Origin of the sequence: Rhodococcus sp. USK13, assembly GCF_018343855.1 — a bacterium.
In the GTDB taxonomy this organism is placed as follows: Bacteria; Actinomycetota; Actinomycetes; order Mycobacteriales; family Mycobacteriaceae; genus Rhodococcus_F; species Rhodococcus_F oxybenzonivorans.
This window is the reverse complement of record NZ_CP069242.1, coordinates 2,904,368-2,921,769: the sequence shown is the minus strand read 5'-3', so window position 1 is coordinate 2,921,769 and position 17,402 is coordinate 2,904,368. Positions and strand designations below refer to the sequence as shown.

13 protein-coding genes and 1 tRNA gene are annotated in these 17,402 nt (G+C 65.5%); 5 read left to right on the top strand and 9 right to left on the bottom strand.

What is annotated here, in order from left to right; translation table 11 throughout:
* Window position 1: 1 nt before the first annotated feature.
* From mfd to JQT59_RS16020, 8 genes are all read right to left on the bottom strand, one after another.
* Window positions 2-3,652 (bottom strand): transcription-repair coupling factor, encoded by a 3,651-nt coding sequence (mfd, locus tag JQT59_RS16055; protein WP_213576936.1) that lies wholly within the window; start codon window positions 3,650-3,652, stop codon window positions 2-4.
* A 145-nt stretch (window positions 3,653-3,797) separates the two neighbouring features.
* Window positions 3,798-5,642 (bottom strand): sensor domain-containing phosphodiesterase, encoded by a 1,845-nt coding sequence (locus JQT59_RS16050; protein WP_213576935.1) that lies wholly within the window; start codon window positions 5,640-5,642, stop codon window positions 3,798-3,800.
* An 11-nt stretch (window positions 5,643-5,653) separates the two neighbouring features.
* Entirely contained in the window at window positions 5,654-7,789 is a 2,136-nt protein-coding gene (locus tag JQT59_RS16045) for an Rv1355c family protein (protein ID WP_213576934.1), read from the bottom strand.
* Window positions 7,786-8,556 (bottom strand): hypothetical protein, encoded by a 771-nt coding sequence (locus JQT59_RS16040; protein WP_213576933.1) that lies wholly within the window; start codon window positions 8,554-8,556, stop codon window positions 7,786-7,788. The genes JQT59_RS16045 and JQT59_RS16040 overlap by 4 nt, the downstream gene beginning before the upstream one ends.
* Window positions 8,557-8,762: 206 nt before the next feature.
* Entirely contained in the window at window positions 8,763-9,188 is a 426-nt protein-coding gene (locus JQT59_RS16035; protein ID WP_109332284.1) for a hypothetical protein, read from the bottom strand.
* A 7-nt stretch (window positions 9,189-9,195) separates the two neighbouring features.
* Entirely contained in the window at window positions 9,196-9,648 is a 453-nt protein-coding gene (locus JQT59_RS16030) for a GyrI-like domain-containing protein (RefSeq protein WP_109332285.1), read from the bottom strand.
* A gap of 277 nt (window positions 9,649-9,925) precedes the next feature.
* Window positions 9,926-10,567 (bottom strand): ScbR family autoregulator-binding transcription factor, encoded by a 642-nt coding sequence (locus JQT59_RS16025; RefSeq protein ID WP_213576932.1) that lies wholly within the window; start codon window positions 10,565-10,567, stop codon window positions 9,926-9,928.
* A gap of 114 nt (window positions 10,568-10,681) precedes the next feature.
* Window positions 10,682-11,296 (bottom strand): TetR/AcrR family transcriptional regulator, encoded by a 615-nt coding sequence (locus tag JQT59_RS16020; protein WP_230990262.1) that lies wholly within the window; start codon window positions 11,294-11,296, stop codon window positions 10,682-10,684.
* A 238-nt stretch (window positions 11,297-11,534) separates the two neighbouring features.
* Between JQT59_RS16020 and JQT59_RS16015 the strand changes: the two genes are divergently transcribed.
* The 5 genes from JQT59_RS16015 to JQT59_RS15995 all read left to right on the top strand — a co-directional run bounded on the left by JQT59_RS16015 (window position 11,535) and on the right by JQT59_RS15995 (window position 15,694).
* Window positions 11,535-11,605 (top strand) — tRNA-Gln (locus JQT59_RS16015).
* A gap of 78 nt (window positions 11,606-11,683) precedes the next feature.
* Window positions 11,684-13,183, top strand: a complete 1,500-nt coding sequence (glmU, locus tag JQT59_RS16010) for a bifunctional UDP-N-acetylglucosamine diphosphorylase/glucosamine-1-phosphate N-acetyltransferase GlmU (protein WP_213576930.1) — start codon at window positions 11,684-11,686, stop codon at window positions 13,181-13,183.
* Window positions 13,180-14,160, top strand: coding sequence for a ribose-phosphate diphosphokinase (locus JQT59_RS16005; protein ID WP_109332289.1), 981 nt, complete (start codon window positions 13,180-13,182; stop codon window positions 14,158-14,160). Before glmU ends, JQT59_RS16005 begins: the two co-directional genes overlap by 4 nt.
* Window positions 14,161-14,230: 70 nt before the next feature.
* Complete coding sequence (locus JQT59_RS16000) at window positions 14,231-14,866, top strand: DUF2461 domain-containing protein (RefSeq protein ID WP_213576929.1); 636 nt, start codon at window positions 14,231-14,233, stop codon at window positions 14,864-14,866.
* Between the two features lie 153 nt (window positions 14,867-15,019).
* Window positions 15,020-15,694 carry a hypothetical protein gene (locus tag JQT59_RS15995; RefSeq protein ID WP_204164797.1) on the top strand — a complete coding sequence of 225 codons (675 nt, stop codon included), beginning with the start codon at window positions 15,020-15,022 and terminating at the stop codon, window positions 15,692-15,694.
* Between the two features lie 132 nt (window positions 15,695-15,826).
* Here JQT59_RS15995 and JQT59_RS15990 read toward each other — a convergent pair whose 3' ends face one another.
* On the bottom strand, window positions 15,827-17,314 hold the full coding sequence (locus JQT59_RS15990) for an MFS transporter (protein WP_213576928.1): 1,488 nt from the start codon (window positions 17,312-17,314) through the stop codon (window positions 15,827-15,829).
* Window positions 17,315-17,402: the final 88 nt, after the last annotated feature.

Here is a 17,402-nt window from a genome sequence, read left to right as displayed (position 1 = left end):
GTCAGGCCTCCATCACCACGGAACCGGCAGCCTTGCCGTCGAGCGCGACGATGAAGTCGGCGATGTACTGCAACAGCTCCACGTCGCGTACGCGGTCGGCGCCGATACCTCCCGAGCCGGCCCGCGGCAGAGGCAGCTGGACCATTCCGGTGGTGGCCCGGTACTGGGCGCTCGGATAAATCCGCTTGAGGCGCAACTGCTTCGAGTCGGGCAGCGGCATGGGTGCGATCTTCAGCTGGGTGCCGGCCACCGCGACCTCCTCGAGACCGTATTCGCGGCACAGCAGGCGCAGCTTGGCCACGGAGACCAGCCGGCGTACCTCTTCGGGCATCGGGCCGTACCGGTCGACGAGCTCGTCCACGACGGCGGCAATGCCGGCATGATCCGTCGCCGCGGCGAGTTTGCGATACCCCTCGAGCCGCAGCCGGTCGCTGGTGACGTAGTCGGGAGGAATGTGCGCGTCGACGGGAAGGTCGATCCGGACCTCCTTGGGCGCGTCCTCCGTGGTGACGGGTCTTCCGTCCGCTGCTGCGCGGAAGGCCTCGACGGCTTCACCGACCAGGCGCACGTACAGGTCGAAGCCGACGCCCGCGACGTGACCCGATTGTTCGGCGCCCAGCACGTTTCCGGCGCCACGGATCTCGAGGTCTTTCATCGCCACTGCCATGCCGGCGCCGAGGTCCGAGTTCTGCGAAATGGTGGCGAGCCGGTCGTACGCCGTTTCGGTGAGCGGCTTCTCGGGCGGATACAGGAAGTACGCGTACCCGCGTTCGCGGCTGCGCCCCACCCGCCCGCGTAGCTGGTGCAGCTGGGAGAGACCCAGGGAGTCGGCGCGTTCGACGATGAGCGTGTTGGCATTGGAGATGTCGAGGCCCGTCTCGATGATCGTGGTACACACCAGGACGTCATAGTCACGTTCCCAGAAGCCCTGCACCGTCCGCTCGAGCGTGTCCTCGTTCATCTGACCGTGCGCCACCGCCACCCGTGCTTCCGGCACCAGTTCGCGGATACGCTGCGCCGCCTTGTCGATGGAGCTCACCCGGTTGTGGACGTAGAAGACCTGACCGTCGCGGAGCAGTTCCCGTCGGATTGCCGCGGCGACCTGCTTGTCGGCGTACGCACCGACGTAGGTGAGGATCGGGTGCCGTTCCTCCGGTGGCGTCAGAATCGTCGACATCTCGCGGATGCCGGCCATACTCATTTCGAGGGTTCGCGGAATCGGTGTGGCAGACATGGTGAGCACGTCGACGTGCGTACGCAGCGCCTTGATGTGCTCCTTGTGTTCGACACCGAAGCGCTGCTCCTCGTCGACGATCACGAGGCCGAGGTCCTTCCACCGGATTCCGGTCTGCAGCAGCCGGTGTGTTCCGACCACCACGTCGATTTCGCCGTCCGCCATCCCTGCGATGATCTCCTTGGAGTCGCCGGGGTCGGTGAATCGGGACAGACCGCGCACCTTCACCGGGAATGCTGCCATCCGCTCGGTGAACGTCTGCAAATGTTGTTGCGCGAGAAGCGTGGTGGGCACCAGCACTGCCACCTGCTTGCCGTCCTGCACCGCCTTGAAGGCCGCACGTACCGCGATCTCGGTCTTGCCGTATCCGACGTCACCGATGACGACGCGGTCCATCGGGACCGCCTTCTCCATGTCGGCCTTGACCTCGCTGATCACCGTCAGCTGATCCACCGTCTCGGTGAACGCGAACGCGTCCTCCATCTCCTTCTGCCACGGTGTGTCCGGGCCGAAAGCGTGGCCGGGCGCGGCCTGGCGCGCCGCATAGAGCTGGACGAGTTCACCGGCGATCTCGCGAACTGCCTTGCGCGCCTTGCGTTTGGTGTTTGCCCAGTCGGAGCCGCCGAGCTTGCTAAGGGCAGGAAGCTCACCGCCGACGTAACGGGAGAGCTGATCGAGGGATTCCATGGGGACGAACAGGCGGTCACCGGGATGACCACGCTTGCTCGCGGCGTACTCGATCACGAGGTACTCACGTCGCGCGCCGCCGATGGTGCGCTCGACCATCTCGACGAATCGTCCGATGCCGTGCTGGTCGTGCACCACCATGTCGCCCGCTGTCAGTGCGAGCGGATCCACCTGATTGCGGCGCTTGGCGGGCAGTCTCTTGCCGTCGCCGACGGCGGCAACCCGGTTACCGGTGAGGTCGGACTCGGTGACGATGACCAGTCCGGGTGTCGAGTCGTCACCCGGCAGCACGAGCCCCTCGTGCAGCGCCCCACGGAGCACCGCCACCTGCCCGCGCGGCGGCTCCCCGCCCGCCGTGAGTTCGGCAGCGGGGACTTCCGCCTCGTGCAGCCGCTCGAGAACCCTGTGTGCGGTGCCTGCACCGGGTACGACGACGACAGCGCGACCACCAGTGCTCACGTGGGCACGCAGGGACACGAACAACTCGGCCAGCAGATCGTCGGATCCGCGCACCTGGGGCGCCGCGGTGACCGCCAGTTCGAGTTCTTCACCGTTTCCCGACGCGAGGGGGCTCAGAGTCCACCAGGGGCGGCCACTGGCCTCCGCCGAGTCCCGGACCTGGCGCAGCGAACGATAGGCGGAGGCACCGAGGTCGATACCGCCCCCTTTCAACGCCGACGCGTCGAGCGGTGCGTCAGCGCCGATCGAGGCGGCCGTCCACGAGGCCTCCAGGAACTCCTGACCGGTGCGCACGAGATCGGTGGCACGGGTCCTGACCTTCTCGGGATCGCACAGCAGGATGTGGGCGTCGTCCGGCAGCACATCGGTGAGGAGCTGCAGTTGACCCGGCCGCAGCACCGGCAGCAGAGCTTCCATGCCTTCCACCGGAATGCCCGCCGACATCTTGTCGAGCATCTCCACGAGAGCGGCGTCGGCTTGATTGTCGGCCGCGAGTTGCGCCGCACGATCACGCACGTCCTGGGTGAGGATGAGCTCCCGACACGGCGGCGCTATCACCGCGTCGAGTTCGACTTCGGGAAGTGACCGCTGGTCCGCCACCGAGAAGGCGCGGAGCTCGGTGACCTCGTCGCCCCAGAACTCGATGCGGACGGGGTGGTCCGCGGTGGGCGAGAACAGGTCGAGGATGCCACCGCGGACGGCGAACTCCCCGCGCTTGCCGACCATGTCGACGCGGGTGTACGCCATTTCGACCAGCCGCTGGACGAGTCCGTCGAAATCGTGCTCGACGCCCACCCGCAGGGTGATCGGTTCGATCTCGCCGAGGCCGGGTGCCATGGGCTGCACGAGGGAGCGCACCGTGGTGACGATCACCCGCAACGGCGCACCGTACGAGACGTCGTCCGGGCGGGCCAGCCGGCGGAGAACCTCGATGCGCTTGCCGACGGTGTCGGCACTCGGTGACAGCCGCTCGTGCGGCAGGGTCTCCCACGACGGGAACTGGGCGACGGCGTCGCCGATCATCTCCTGAAGCTCGGCGGTGAGGTCGTCGGCCTCGCGGCCGGTGGCGGTGACCAGCAACAAGTGGGTGCGCTCGGCGAGCGCCGCGGCCACGAACGGGCGGACGGGCCCGGGAGCGACGATGTCGAGATGACTGCGTCCGAGTACCTCGGCCACTTGCGCGATGACGCCGTCGGCCAGAGCGATCCGTGCCAGGCCGGCGAGCGGACTTCTAGCGGACGAGGGCTCGGCGGCGATGAGCGGGGAAGACAACGACAACTCCTGAGCAGTGATGACGAACTGCCGGCGAACAGCTCGGGCCGAGGCGCTCGGCCAGTTGCGGACTGAGCCAGCCTAGTCGATCCCGGCGACATGCGGATTCTTGTCTGCCTGCTGGCCGGGCAAACAGAAACGGACGTCAGATCGCGACGTCGATACTGCCCTTGACCAGCAGTGCACCGATCGCCGCCCCGGACACCGGGCGGCTGAACAAGAACCCCTGACCTCGGTGACAGCCCAGGTCGATGAGCGCTCGGGCCGCCTCGGCGTTCTCGACCCCCTCCGCCACCAGCTCGAGACCGAACGACTCGGCCAGCCCGACGATCGACTTCACGATCGCCCGGTCCTCCGGGTTCTTGTCCAGATTCATGACGAAACCCCGATCGATCTTGAGCGTCCCCACGGGGAGCGCCTTGAGGTGACTCAGCGAACTGAAGCCCGTACCGAAGTCGTCGATCGCCACCTCGACGTGCAGTTCGTGCAGACCGTCGAGGGCCTCCCGGGTGCGGGTGAGGTCACTCAGCACCGCATTCTCGGTAATCTCCAGACACAGGGCACCCTGTCGCAGATCGAACTCCTTCAGCGCACTCGCGACCACGTCGAGAAAGTCCAGCCCGGCCAGCTGGCCGGGCGAGACATTGACGCGAAGGGTGAGATCCAGGCCTGGTGCCTGGCTACTCCACCGTGACCACTGCGCACACGCGGTTCTGATGACCCAGCGACCGAGTTCCCCGGCCAGGTTGGTCGCCTCGGCGACGTCGATGAACGACACCGGCTGCAGCAAGCCCAGGAACGGATGATGCCATCGCACCAACGCCTCGACCCCGATGATGCGACCGGTGCGCAGGTCGACCTCCGGCTGATACTCGAGGAACAGCGACCCGTCGGCGATGGCGCCGCGCAAGCTCAACTCGATCACGTTGCGCTTTTCGCTCTCCGCCTGCATCTCCTCGGTGAACACGCTGATCGCGTTGCCGCCTTTGGTCTTCGCGGCCATGACCGCCTGGTCGCCCCGGCTGAGCAATGCGCCCGTCGTCACCTTGCCCGGATGCCCGACCGCGACACCGATACTGACGCTGCGACTGACCACCTCGCGCCCGAGTCGCACCCGCTCGGTCACCACGTCACGGATGTGCTGTGCCCGCAGTTCCGCTTCCGCGAGGTCGACGGACCCGCCGAGGACGAGGACGAATTCATCACCCCCGAGGCGTGCGACGAGGTCGTCCGGTGCGCAGCTCGCGCGAAGCCGATCCGCGATCGTGGAGATGAATCCGTCACCTGCTCCGTGGCCGAAGAAGTCGTTGAGCGGCTTCAACCGGTCGAGGTCGAGGAACAGGATGGCCACCGGGCCCGGATCCGCAGAACTCAACCGCGCGTCGAGATGGCCGTAGAGGGCGCGCCTGTTACTGAGCCCGGTGAGGGAGTCGTGATCGGCCGAGTACCGCAGCTGTTCCTCGACGGCGACTCGCGCCTGCACCTGTGCGAGCAGAGCGGCGATAGCCTTGAGGACATCGACCTCCGGGGGCGTCCAGTCGCGATCGCCGAACTTGATGAACCCGAGCGTGCCCGTCGTCGTCTCCCCCGACAGCAACGGAACAGCCGCGAGCGACACCTCGGGTATTCCGGACGCCTCCCGAACACGATCGTTGTAGTCGGGCCCGGACACCTCCGGACGTGTGATGACCACTTCCTTCTGATGTTCGGTCAGCGCGAACATCGGATCCGCGTCCTTGAAGTACACCACCCCGATCGGGTCCGGTTCGGGGATGTGCGGGCGCGGGGGGTATTCGGCCACCAGTACGGTCGCCGCGAGTTCGTGGTCGTTGAAGCGAAGGAAACAGGTATCCACCTCGAAGTGCTCGACCAGGTCCTGGAGGACCAGCTTGGCGACGGGCACGAAGGACACCGCATCTACGGGCGTGAGCCGTGACGCGACGGTCGTCACGAGGGTGTCGAGCTTCTCGGCGTGCTTCTCGGTAGGCACTGCGCCTCCTGTCACGACGTCGTCCGCCGTCCTGTCCGGTCCCGTCGACGCGCACTGCGCACCGAAGGCGCTGGGGCATGACTCAATCTCAGCACCATGATCAGCGACTCCTTCTCTCCCACTCCGATCAGGTCGACGAGTTTGCGTCGAAGACCCTCCAGCGCCCCGGCATAGCGCGGCGACAATTGCTCGAACTCCGCCCGCTCCACACCATAGAGAAACACCGGTGAGATGGGTTGCACTGCGAGCCCGTGCTGCTGTGCCGTGATCCACACACTCTCGGTGGCCTGTCCCCCGCGCACGTAATCTGCCGCACCTCGGCCGCATACCGAGAGCACCGCGATCGCCGAGCTGGACGACACCCGGTCGCGAGTGGAATTGCCGAGCGCCCGGCCCCCGTCCTGCCCGCCCACGTGTTCCATCACGTCGGGTCGACGGAGCAACTCCAGCGTCGACAATTCCGCGGAGTCGAGCTCGAGAGCGCGGACATCGATTCCCACGTCAATCGGATCGGCGGGTGGCCAGCGCAATTCGTCGATCATTTCCCGGTGCAAAGTCGGAGTCAGGAACCGGATGCGGTCGGACTCCGCCAGGATCTCACCGATCGACGTCACGGTTGCTCGCTCGGTGACCAGGCGCAGCCGTCCCGCTTCCTTCTCGGCGTCCTCCACCAGTCGAGCCGCGAGTGCACTGTCGAGGCCGGCGGGCACGCCCATATTCCGGTTGGTCGTGCGCTCACGCATGTGCACGTACCGACGAGCAAGGTCGGGGTCGTGGCCGTCGGCGAACGTCATCGTGGCAACCGGTCGACCCGGGTCGGTACCGCTGTGGAGCCGCACGTCGCCGAGGATCCCGGACGCCGCCGCAGCGATTCGGGCGTTGTGCAGTGCTGCTCCGATAGCCACCAGACTCCCGCGGTGGCCGACGTCCATCTCGGTAGTGTGCTCTCGAGCCAGGAAGAAGCTGAGCGCTTCGTCGTCCGCGACGATCTTCCACGGTTGAACGTTGCCCCCGGACGGTGCGAGGGCCGCGGACTCGAGCACTGCGTCAACCGCGTCGAGGGGCGCAGTGCTCCCGGCATCTTCAGATTCCGTCGCCGCGAACACCGGCTCGGAGGTCGCCGGCTCGGACAGGGTGTCGAGTTGCTCGTCGAGGTCCATGCGGCACCGCCCCGACGCGAGGGACTGTCCGAGCCCGATCCGCCGTACCGCCGCGGCCACCTGGGCGCCACCGAGCAGCACATCACTGCCCAGCTGAGGCCAGGTGGAGATGGTTTCGTCCACCTCTACCAGCGAGGCCGCCATCGCCGTCGACAGCTGACCGGCATCGAGAATGCGCAATACCAGGGGGATCTTCTCGCGGGCCCCCAGACCGGACAGCGACTCGACGTCGACGTCCCCGAGCACCCCGTGGAAGAGCGGACGCTCCGGTTCGAGGTCGAAACGTTCGACATCGACCAGCCCTCTGTCACTCGTGGCCATCAGAACGGGCAGCCGCCTGCGACGCGCCTCCTGCCGCAGCGACAGCTTGACATCTAGCGAATCGCACTCGTCGATCACGACGTCGGTGCCGTCCAGGAACGCCGCCACCGTGTCGGTGTTCACGCCGTCTTCCCACAGAGACACATCCATGTACGGGTCGATCTCGGCGAGCCGACGGGCGGCCACCACCGCCTTGTTCACGCCGAGGTCGAGCACCGTTCCGGGCACCCTGTTCAAGTTCGACAGTTCCATGGTGTCGAAGTCCGCGAGCCGCAGAGCACCACATGCGCCTTCCAGGGTGAGAGCGAGCGCCACCGCGTGCCCGACACTGAGGCCGACGATCCCCACGGTCACGCCCCGTAACCGGTCCTGCTGCTCCGCCGTGATCTTGTTCCGGTTCCTGTCCAGTCGCAGCAACCGAAACGACGCCGGACCGAGGAGACGTACCACCGTTCTGCGCCACGAGTAGTAGGCCCAGACGGGACGCTCCTCCGTGACTTCCGGCCCGGGGGCCGGGACGAGGCTGCGAAGATTCGCCCGCTGCAGTTCCAGCCGATCGACGAAGAGCACGGCCGGATCCTGCCGGAGAAGTTCCAGCAGTGCCGCATCGTCGGGAACCGCCTCGTCGAGGACGAGTGCGGCATAGTCACCGCGAAAATCGTTCACGACACGCTCCGCATCGGCCGGACGACGCTTCCGATGGTCTCCGGCGCCGTCGAAGGCGCCGGTCGGGACGTCGTGAGGAGTAGTTGGGCCAACTGCAAGGATTCGGCGTGGCCCCGGCGCCTCCTCCGATCCCACCACATCAGCCGCGTCTCGTAGCGGTCATCCGGATACGGCACCGGCGCAATATGGTCGGCCACCACACCACCCGAGGAAGCCCACGTCGCCAGCACGTGGGTGCCAGCCGTGGCGAGCATGAACTGCACGTCGAGAAGGTCCATCGAATACGTCGCGAAACGGCCGAGCGCCACACCCAGTTCTCCCCGGTGAGACGCATTCTCCGAGACCCAGGCGCCCTTCGCCTCGACGACCCCGAACGGTAACCGATCCTCGATCATCCGGCGAACCTCCGGGGCACCGGGATGACCCGCCCATTCCGTTATTGCGTGTGCCTCACCTGCGGCGACGTAGGGTCCTTGTGCCCGCACCCCCGCGGCCACGGAACCGTCCGCATCCAGCGCGACGAAAAACACCGCGGTGGTGTCACCGTGTCGAATCCGGCTGTACTCGAGTGCTTTCTCGGCACCGTACCTCCGATAGCCATCCTTCGCTCCCTCGAGATATGCTTCCCAGAGTTGCGGCTCCGCCGACGGCGTGGCTGCAACGAAACGGCACTGAGATCGTGCATCCCAGACGCTCCGAGTTCGGTCCAGCGGTGTGTCGGTCGAGCGAAGTTCGTAGGGCGATTTCGACAATTGCTTCACAGGCATTGGTGTGTCCCATCGTGAGTCGGTGCAGCAGTTCCGAGGGACTCACGGGTTACGAGAGACCCCAAGAACTGGACACACGATCACCGGTCACAGTCCCGCAGTTAGCTATTTTCCGCGCTCACCAGCCATTTGTCACCTACGATGCCACAAAGCAGACCTGAAACAAACTGCAGGTCCGTCTTTTCCGGCATTAACCGACTCTGGGATTACGCCAGCGAAATGAACAACTCCACGCTGCTCGGAGAACGGAGAGACTCAACCTCTTCCGTGAAGGCGCGTTCGATGCGCCCTTCCTTCTCGGCTATTTCAGCCTGAAGCCACACATCCTCGATCGGATCGGACGACCGGCCGTCCGGCAGGAACTTGGCAAAGTATCCGGCCGGCACACGGACCAGCACGTCGCCGATCGCGAGGTCATCCAGTCCGGCACACCGGTATCCGACGACCGCGCTCCACCCGAGGTCGGGAACGGCCACATAGACGGTGGTCAGATCGTCGATTCCGCGCTGATGGATGCGCTCCCGGGTGAACTTCATCAGGTCGGTGGCATGCACCGTCGAGCCCAATTCCCTACGCGGAAGAACCAACCCACCGAAGTCGGCTGCCTCACGCTTGACGATCTCGAAAGTCATTGCGGCCCTACCTCGTAGCGGGTGGCACTATGGCCACATACAGATCGATTCCGAAGGCGTGCGGGTAGAACTCGAAATCGCCCGTGAAGGACCGTTCGATCTGTTTCAACTCTTCCGCTTCACGAATCTGCCCCCACAGCGCGTCGAACAAGTCGGGAAAGGTTCCCACCGACGAGAACTTGGCATACGTGCCCGCGGGCAGCCGAGACACGATGTGTCCCCGCTTCACCTCGTCGAGCGAGGAGCATTGGTACCCGACGATCTGGGTGTAATACGAATTGATGTCGGCTGCGTGGTCGACGTAGGCGGAGGCAAGCGGGCGGTCCACGTTTTGCGCGAGCAGCGTGGACCACGTCTTCTCGAGCGCTGGGTCACGCGCCTCACCGAGTGCACGTTTCGGACTACGCACGGCCAATCCGGCAACTAGCGTTTCTTCACGTTCGACGATGACGAACGGCATCGGGCACCCTCCGGCATCATCGGCGCACTGGGCTTACAACGACACTATCGCTTTTCGCTCCACCTGCATTCAGGCGAACGGACTTCAACCATACATTGCCGGGCCGGGAGCGGTGATTCATTGGTTCCGAAATCACCTGAGCCCCCGACCGCGGGTCCACTGCACTGTAGTGGCGCCTTTTCCTACCAGAGGAGGATGTGACACACATAACACTCTTGGGATACTTCGGCATTGGCGGAACCACTCCCCTGTCCCGGTCAACTCCCCCTGCCCCCTGTCAACGAAGTAGTCGACGCGACGCGAACTGGCGGAAGTACACGAGCTTGGACGGCTCGACGAGACCGGGAAGAATGAAGTACCAGACGCGCTCCATGCGACGCGGAAGCTCGTCGAACGCGTTGGTCGCAGTGGCAACAACATGGGTGCCCAACAGCGAGCCGAGCAGAAACGTCGCGAGCGTCTCGGGAGGGACGTCCTCTTCCGTGCGAATGTCACCCTCGTCGACGGCCCTGCCGACGAGCCGCTCGAAAGCCTGCTGCCACGCGGTCACCACATTGCCGTCGGTGCCCTGGTAGTCGCCGATTTCGTGCTGAAGTCGCAGCATCGCCGCCACGATCGGATCAGAACTGGCCGCCTCGATCGCGACGTAGGAGAGTGCGACGAGCGCCTCCAGCGCGGGCGTGGGCCCGTCGCTCACGGAAGTGACTCCTGCAGTGAGCCGGACCTGACCTTCGTCGATCACGCCCCGAGCGAGGTCTTCCTTGGAACTGAAGTGAAAGTACAGGGCACCCTTGGTGACACCGGACTGCTCGATGATCTCGTTGAGACCCGCATTCGCATACCCGAGGCGCACGAACACGTCGGCCGCGGCCATCAGGACTGATGCCCGAGTGACCTCTGCACGAACCTGTCTCGCCATCGATTGCCTCCCCGACCAACCCCTCCGAGGGGGCACACAACTGCTGCGAACCCTAACACTCGCCACGCTCGAGGCTGACGGTGTTGGACCACGCGTCGGGAAATGAGAACCCGTTCACCCGACAGGAGGCTGTGGCCTGTCCGATCCGAGCTGCGGGTCTGCTTCCAGGTTGGTCAACCCGTTCCAGCAGAGGTTGACCAGATGTGCGGCCACCACCTCTTTGGACGGCGTGCGCTCGTCTAGCCACCAGGTCGCCGTGGTCGACACCATGCCGACCAACGCCTGCGCGTAGAGCAGGGCGAGGTCCGGATCGAATCCCCGCCGCGAGAAGTCACCGGCGAGAATGTGCCCCACCTGACCGATGGCCTCGTTCAGAAGACTCGAATATGTGCCGTCCGGCGCAGCCATCGGCGAGTCACGCACCAGAATCCGGAAGCCGTCGGTGTGCTCCTCGACGTAGGTGAGCAGGGCGAGCGCCACCCGCTCGACCCGCACGCGGGAGCGGTTCTGCTTCAACGAGGACGTGATCATGTCGAGCAACCGCGACATCTCCCGGTCCACGACCACCGCGTAGAGGCCTTCCTTGCCACCGAAATGTTCGTACACGACCGGCTTGGAGACGTGCGCGCGCTGCGCGATCTCCTCGATCGAGGTGGCCTCGTAACCCCGCTCGGCAAAGAGGGCGCGTGCGATCTCGATCAGTTGCTCGCGGCGTTGAGTGCCGGTCATCCGGGTGCGCGCCACCCGCGCCGGGGTCGCATCCACTTCGCTGGGTCGGGGCACCGAGGCACCATCCTTTCCTCACACGCGCGACGGAACAAGTGCCGCGGGCAGCACAGAACGCTGCAGGTAGCACCCACTCTATCGGGACCCCCGAAACAAATTTCCGGAGCGGTTCGACCTACGGCGGGTCGGCATGCGAGGATTCTCTCGCGCAAACGGGCGTGACACCCCGCGAGTGCGGCAATCCGCCGTAGTGTAATGGCAGCACCTCTGATTTTGGTTCAGATAGTTCAGGTTCGAGTCCTGGCGGCGGAGCGAAGCCTGAAGCGCAGTGCGCTGTCCGGGCCGGGCTGCCCAGAGAGCAGCAAGAGTGGAACGACCAGAGGGAGCTTCATGCCAGTGCAGACCGCCGTGGTCGTCCTCGCCGCCGGTGCAGGAACCCGGATGCGGTCGAAGACCCCCAAGGTGCTGCACACCCTGGGGGGACGCACGATGCTGGCTCACTCCCTCCACGCGGCCGCCGAAGTCGACCCCACGCATCTCGTCACCGTGGTCGGTCACGATCGGGAGCGTGTCGCCGCCGCGGTCACCACCCTGGAAGCCTCGCTCGGCCGCGCGATCGCCGTCGCCGTCCAGGAAGAGCAGAACGGGACCGGGCACGCCGTCGACTGCGGCCTGTCTGCGCTACCCGCCGACTTTCAGGGGACCGTGCTGGTCACCGCCGCCGACGTGCCACTGCTGGACGGTGACACCTTGCGGGCGCTTCTCGAGCGCCATCGCGGCGGGACGGCACCCACGGCCGTGACCGTGCTGACCTTCACCGCTCCCGAACCCACCGGATACGGGCGAATCGTCCGGCGGCCCGACGGCGAGATCACCCACATCGTCGAGCAGGCGGACGCCACCGCGGAGCAGGCAGCGATCACCGAGGTCAACTCCGGCGTGTACGCCTTCGACGCCGAATTCCTGCGCACAGCCCTCGGTCGGCTGAACGCGGACAACGCGCAGGGCGAGCTGTACCTGACCGATGTCGTGAAGATTGCCCGCGAGGCCGGTAAGCCAGTGGTTGCCGCCCACCTGACGGATGCCGCGAAAGTAGGCGGCGCCAACGACCGCGTGCAACTGTCGCAGCTCGCCGCCGAACTGAATCGGCGCACCGTGGAGAGGTGGATGCGCGACGGAGTCACCGTCATCGATCCGGCCAGCACCTGGATCGACGTAGACGTCACACTCGGGCGCGATGTCACCCTTCACCCCGGAGTCCAGCTGCACGGCACCACCACGGTGGGTGAAGATGCGGTGATCGGCCCCGACACCACGCTCACCGACGTGTCCGTCGGCGAGGGAGCGAGCGTCATACGCACCCATGGCGCCGAGGCACACATTGGTGCCCGCGCCACCGTCGGCCCCTTCTCCTACTTGCGCCCGGGCACCGTACTCGGCGAGTCCGGCAAACTCGGCGCCTTCGTCGAGACGAAGAACGCCGAGATCGGAGCGCATTCCAAAGTTCCTCACCTGACGTACGTCGGGGATGCCACGATCGGCGAGCACAGCAACATCGGAGCGTCCAGTGTGTTCGTCAATTACGACGGCGTCGCCAAGAGCCGTACCGTGGTGGGGTCGCATGTCCGGACGGGATCGGACACCATGTTCGTCGCTCCGGTACAGGTCGGTGACGGTGCCTACACCGGAGCCGGCACCGTGCTGCGGTACGACGTACCCCCGGGGGCGCTCGCCGTCTCCGGTGGGAAGCAGCGCAATATTGACGGCTGGGTGCAACGCAACCGGCCAGGTACCGCCGCCGCCGAGGCGGCGTCTGCCGCGGAACATCCTCACAGTTCCGACCTGCACGAAACCGACAAGCAAGATTTAAAGGATGGCATAGAGCAGTGACCGCGAATTGGATCGACAACCAGAAGAACCTCATGCTTTTTTCTGGTCGCGCGCATCCGGAGCTGGCCGAGCAGGTGGCGAAGGAGCTCGATGTGCGGGTCACTCCGCAGACTGCTCGTGACTTCGCGAACGGTGAGATCTTCGTCCGCTTCGAAGAGTCGGTGCGCGGCTCCGACGCCTTCGTGCTGCAGAGCCACCCGGCCCCGCTGAACACCTGGGTGATGGAACAGCTGATCATGATCGATGCGCTCAAGCGTGGATCGGCCAAGCGCATCACCGCGGTGCTGCCCTTCTACCCGTACGCGCGCCAGGACAAGAAGCACCGCGGACGTGAGCCGATCTCCGCTCGCCTCGTCGCAGACCTGCTCAAGACGGCGGGCGCCGACCGGATCATCACAGTCGACCTGCACACCGATCAGATCCAGGGCTTCTTCGACGGACCCGTCGATCACATGCATGCGCAGGGACAGCTGGCCGAGTACATCCGCGGCAACTACGGCACCGAGAACATCGCCGTCGTCTCCCCCGACTCCGGTCGCGTCCGTGTCGCCGAGAAGTGGGCCGACACCCTCGGCGGCGCCCCGCTGGCGTTCATCCACAAGACCCGCGACCCGCTGGTGCCCAACCAGGTGAAGTCGAACCGTGTGGTCGGTGAGGTCGAAGGCCACACCTGCATCCTCATCGACGACATGATCGACACCGGCGGAACCATCGCCGGCGCCGTGAAGATCCTGAAGGAGGCCGGTGCCGGAGATGTGATCATCGCCGCCACCCACGGTGTGCTCTCCGACCCCGCCGCCGAGCGTCTCGCAGCGTGTGGCGCCAAGGAAGTCATCGTCACCAACACCCTCCCGATCGACGAGTCGAAGAAGTTCGCGCAGCTGACGGTGCTGTCGATCGCTCCGCTCCTCGCGCGCACCATCAAGGAAGTATTCGAGAACGGCTCGGTGACCTCCCTGTTCAACGGCAACGCCTAGGCGCTCCACGCCTGTGAGTGGTTGACGAGTCCCTGGACTCGTCAACCACTCACAGGCGTAGCCTTCTGTCGTGTTCACCGGGATACCTATCGCTGCACTCGACTTCTACGAGGATCTCGAGGCAGACAACAGCAAGAGCTTCTGGACCGCGCACAAAGCGGTGTACGACGACGTAGTGCGGGCACCCATGACGGCGTTGCTGGCCGAACTCGAGGACGAGTTCGGTGCGGGCAAGGTGTTCCGCCCCTACCGCGACGTCCGCTTCTCGAAGGACAAGACCCCATACAAGACCCATCAGGGCGGCTTCGTCGAAACGCGCCCGGGAGTCGGCTTCTACGTGCAGATCGATGCATCGGGCTTGTTCGTCGCGGGAGGCTTCTACTCGCACACGCCGGTTCAAGTCACCCGGTTCCGCGACGCCGTCGACGACGACCGCCGGGGACGCCAGTTGGTGCGGCTCGTGAAGAAGCTGCAGTCGTCGGGATACGAGATCGGCGGCGACACACTGAAAACGCGGCCTCGTGGCGTTGCCGAGGATCACCCGCGCCTCGAACTGATGCGCCACAAATCGCTGACCGCGAGCAAGAAATACCTCTCCCCCGACTGGATCGACAGTCCGCGTACCGCGCAGGAAGTGCGCACGGCGTGGCGTGAGATGCGGCCACTTGTCGAGTGGCTGACCACGGTGATCGGCGCGGGCGAATGAAACTTACTGGTCGGGAAAAGTAGTGCAGCACACAGCGATTGCACCCCCTCACCCGAGGGCGAACATGATCTTCGTCACGCCCGCCCGCAGAAGCGCAGGTCGCCCGAGGGGCAGTGTGACGCCCGGGCTCGCAGTGCCCTACTGTGGCTCGTCGTGATCGACGCGCAAACTCTCTCGGGCCCTATCGATATCGGTGCAATTCGAAACGTCCGGCGTTGGTCGCCGGGGGCTTGCGTCTGGTGCGGAGACGACCATGCAGTCGAGATGTTCCGCAACGAACCTCGCTGTGGCGCTTGCCGCGAGAAAGAGACCGTGATCGACGAAGCCCGGCGCTTCCTCGGCATGTACGGTCTGCGCCCCCTTGGTGGCACGCTGCAGTCGGACGACGACGAAGAGCGCGAACACCGTGTCAAGGCCCGCGATGCACGTCGTGAACTGAACGAGGTGAAGCTCTCCGAGCTTCCCGACCCCGCGGCCGTGCGCAAGGCGCTGCGCCCCCGGGCCGCCAGCGTCGTCTCGGAGACTCGCACTTCGGCCCACTCCGGAACGTCCTCGCCGTCCACGTCTAGTCGCCCGAGCTCGCCCCGCAGCTCGACCACCCCACCCGTGGCACCCGTGCGCACCGACTCCGTGGACGTCGCCGCGCTCGAAACCCGGGTGACCGGACTTCTCGAGCAGCTCACGTCGATCGACGCCCAGATGAGCCAGATCGGCGAACCTGTCGGGTTGGCGGCACGCGCCCGCCTCAGCGACCTCGAGAAGCAGCGCGCCACCGTGCTCCGTACTCTCGCCGCGCTCGAGAAGGCCCGGATCGCCGCCGGACGGTAGAACTCACGCCGCGCGGTAAGCCCACTACCGACGCCTCGCTCGTCGCCCGAACATTCCTCGCGCGGCCGAACGAGAGCAGCACCACGCCCGCGTCATCGCGACGTGGGCGTGGTGCTGTTCGAGCGGAACAGCTCAGTGCGCCAGCACCAATTCGCCCTCCGAAGGTACCAGAGCTGCATTCGGCACCAGGAACGCCGCGATCACCGCACCGGCCACGAATATTCCGATGCCCCACGTGAACGTGGCCGTATAGCTCGCAACGTGGGCCTGCGCCACGGTCAGCGGGCCGGGCTGGTGCGAGGTCAGGTAGTCGGTCATCGCCGACGCGGCGACGGTAGTCAGTAGCGCCGTACTGATCGAGCCACCCACCTGCTGGCTGGTGTTGATCAGCGCCGAGGCGACACCGGCGTCCTCGTGGTGCACACCTGCGGTCGCGCCCTGGAACGCGGTGGTCATCGCACCACCGAGGCCGATACCCAGCAAGACGAGGCCAGGCAGTACATCGACGACGAAGCTGCTGCCCAATTCGAGCTGCGTCAGCCACACCATCCCGACTGCGGACACCAGGAAGCTACTGCTGATGACAATTTTCGGACCGACCCTGGGCAACAGCAGCGACGGCACCGTGGTCGACGAGAGAACGATGCCCGCGACCATCGGCAGGAACGCCAGACCTCCCTCGATCGGCGAGTAGCCCAGGCTGACAATCAGATAGAAGGTCAGGAACAGGAAAATCGAAAACATCCCCATGCCCATGACGAACACCGCCAAAAATGAACCACCGCGCGTGCGGTCCAGCACCAGTCGCAGGGGCAGCAGCGGATGTGCGACCCTCGCCTCCAGCCAGACGAACACCGCGAGCAGTACGACTCCGCCGATCAGGCACCCGAGCGTGACCGGGTCGGTCCAGCCGGATGATTCGGCGTGCGCGAATCCGTAGACGATGGCGAACAATGCGGCGCTCACCACGAGGGTGCCCGGAATGTCGAGCTTGGGCCGCTCGGTGGTGACATGCTTCGCCAGCAGCAGCACCGCACCGACCAGTGCGACGGCGGCGAATCCGACGTTCACGAACATCACCCAGCGCCAGGACGCCCATTCGGTCAGCATCCCACCGAGCAGCAGACCGATCGCGGCGCCTGCACCGGACAACGCACTGAAAATGCCGAAGGCCTTCGCTCTTTCGGACTTTTCAGTGAAAGTCACAGTGAGCAGGGAGAGCGCGGCGGGGGCCAGCAGAGCACCGAAGACGCCCTGGCCGACACGTGCCGCGACGAGGATCTCGAAGTTGCCGGCCGCGCCACCCACGACAGACGCGGCCGCAAATCCGATCAGACCGACTACGAAGGTATTACGCCGGCCGAACAGGTCACCCAGTCGGCCCCCGAGCAACAGCAGGCTGCCGAACGCCAGCGCGTAACCGGTGATGACCCACTGCCGATCGCCGTCGCTGAAACCGAGGTCCTGCTGGGCAGCGGGCAGCGCGATGTTCACGACAGTCGCATCGAGCGTCACCATGAGCTGAGCCACGCCCAGCACGACAAGCACCCACCAGCGCAAGGCGTGCGAGCCGCGACGGCCTGCTTTATCTGAGGCAGGTGCCCCAATCGTTGTAGTCATGTGTCCCCTTTGTTGCTGGTCATGTGCCAATCAGTTCGAAAACCGATCTGTTTCCAATGAGGAAAACAGATCGGTTTTCAAAGCGCAA

Bases quoted from the DNA above. Each gene is read 5' to 3' on its own strand.
- JQT59_RS16040 (WP_213576933.1), bottom strand. From the start codon at position 8,556: ATGCCTGTGAAGCAATTGTCGAAATCGCCCTACGAACTTCGCTCGACC.
- JQT59_RS15990 (WP_213576928.1), bottom strand. From the start codon at position 17,314: ATGACTACAACGATTGGGGCACCTGCCTCAGATAAAGCAGGCCGTCGC.
- JQT59_RS16020 (WP_230990262.1), bottom strand. From the start codon at position 11,296: ATGACCGGCACTCAACGCCGCGAGCAACTGATCGAGATCGCACGCGCC.
- glmU (WP_213576930.1), top strand. From the start codon at position 11,684: ATGCCAGTGCAGACCGCCGTGGTCGTCCTCGCCGCCGGTGCAGGAACC.
- JQT59_RS16025 (WP_213576932.1), bottom strand. From the start codon at position 10,567: ATGGCGAGACAGGTTCGTGCAGAGGTCACTCGGGCATCAGTCCTGATG.
- JQT59_RS16030 (WP_109332285.1), bottom strand. From the start codon at position 9,648: ATGCCGTTCGTCATCGTCGAACGTGAAGAAACGCTAGTTGCCGGATTG.
- JQT59_RS16035 (WP_109332284.1), bottom strand. From the start codon at position 9,188: ATGACTTTCGAGATCGTCAAGCGTGAGGCAGCCGACTTCGGTGGGTTG.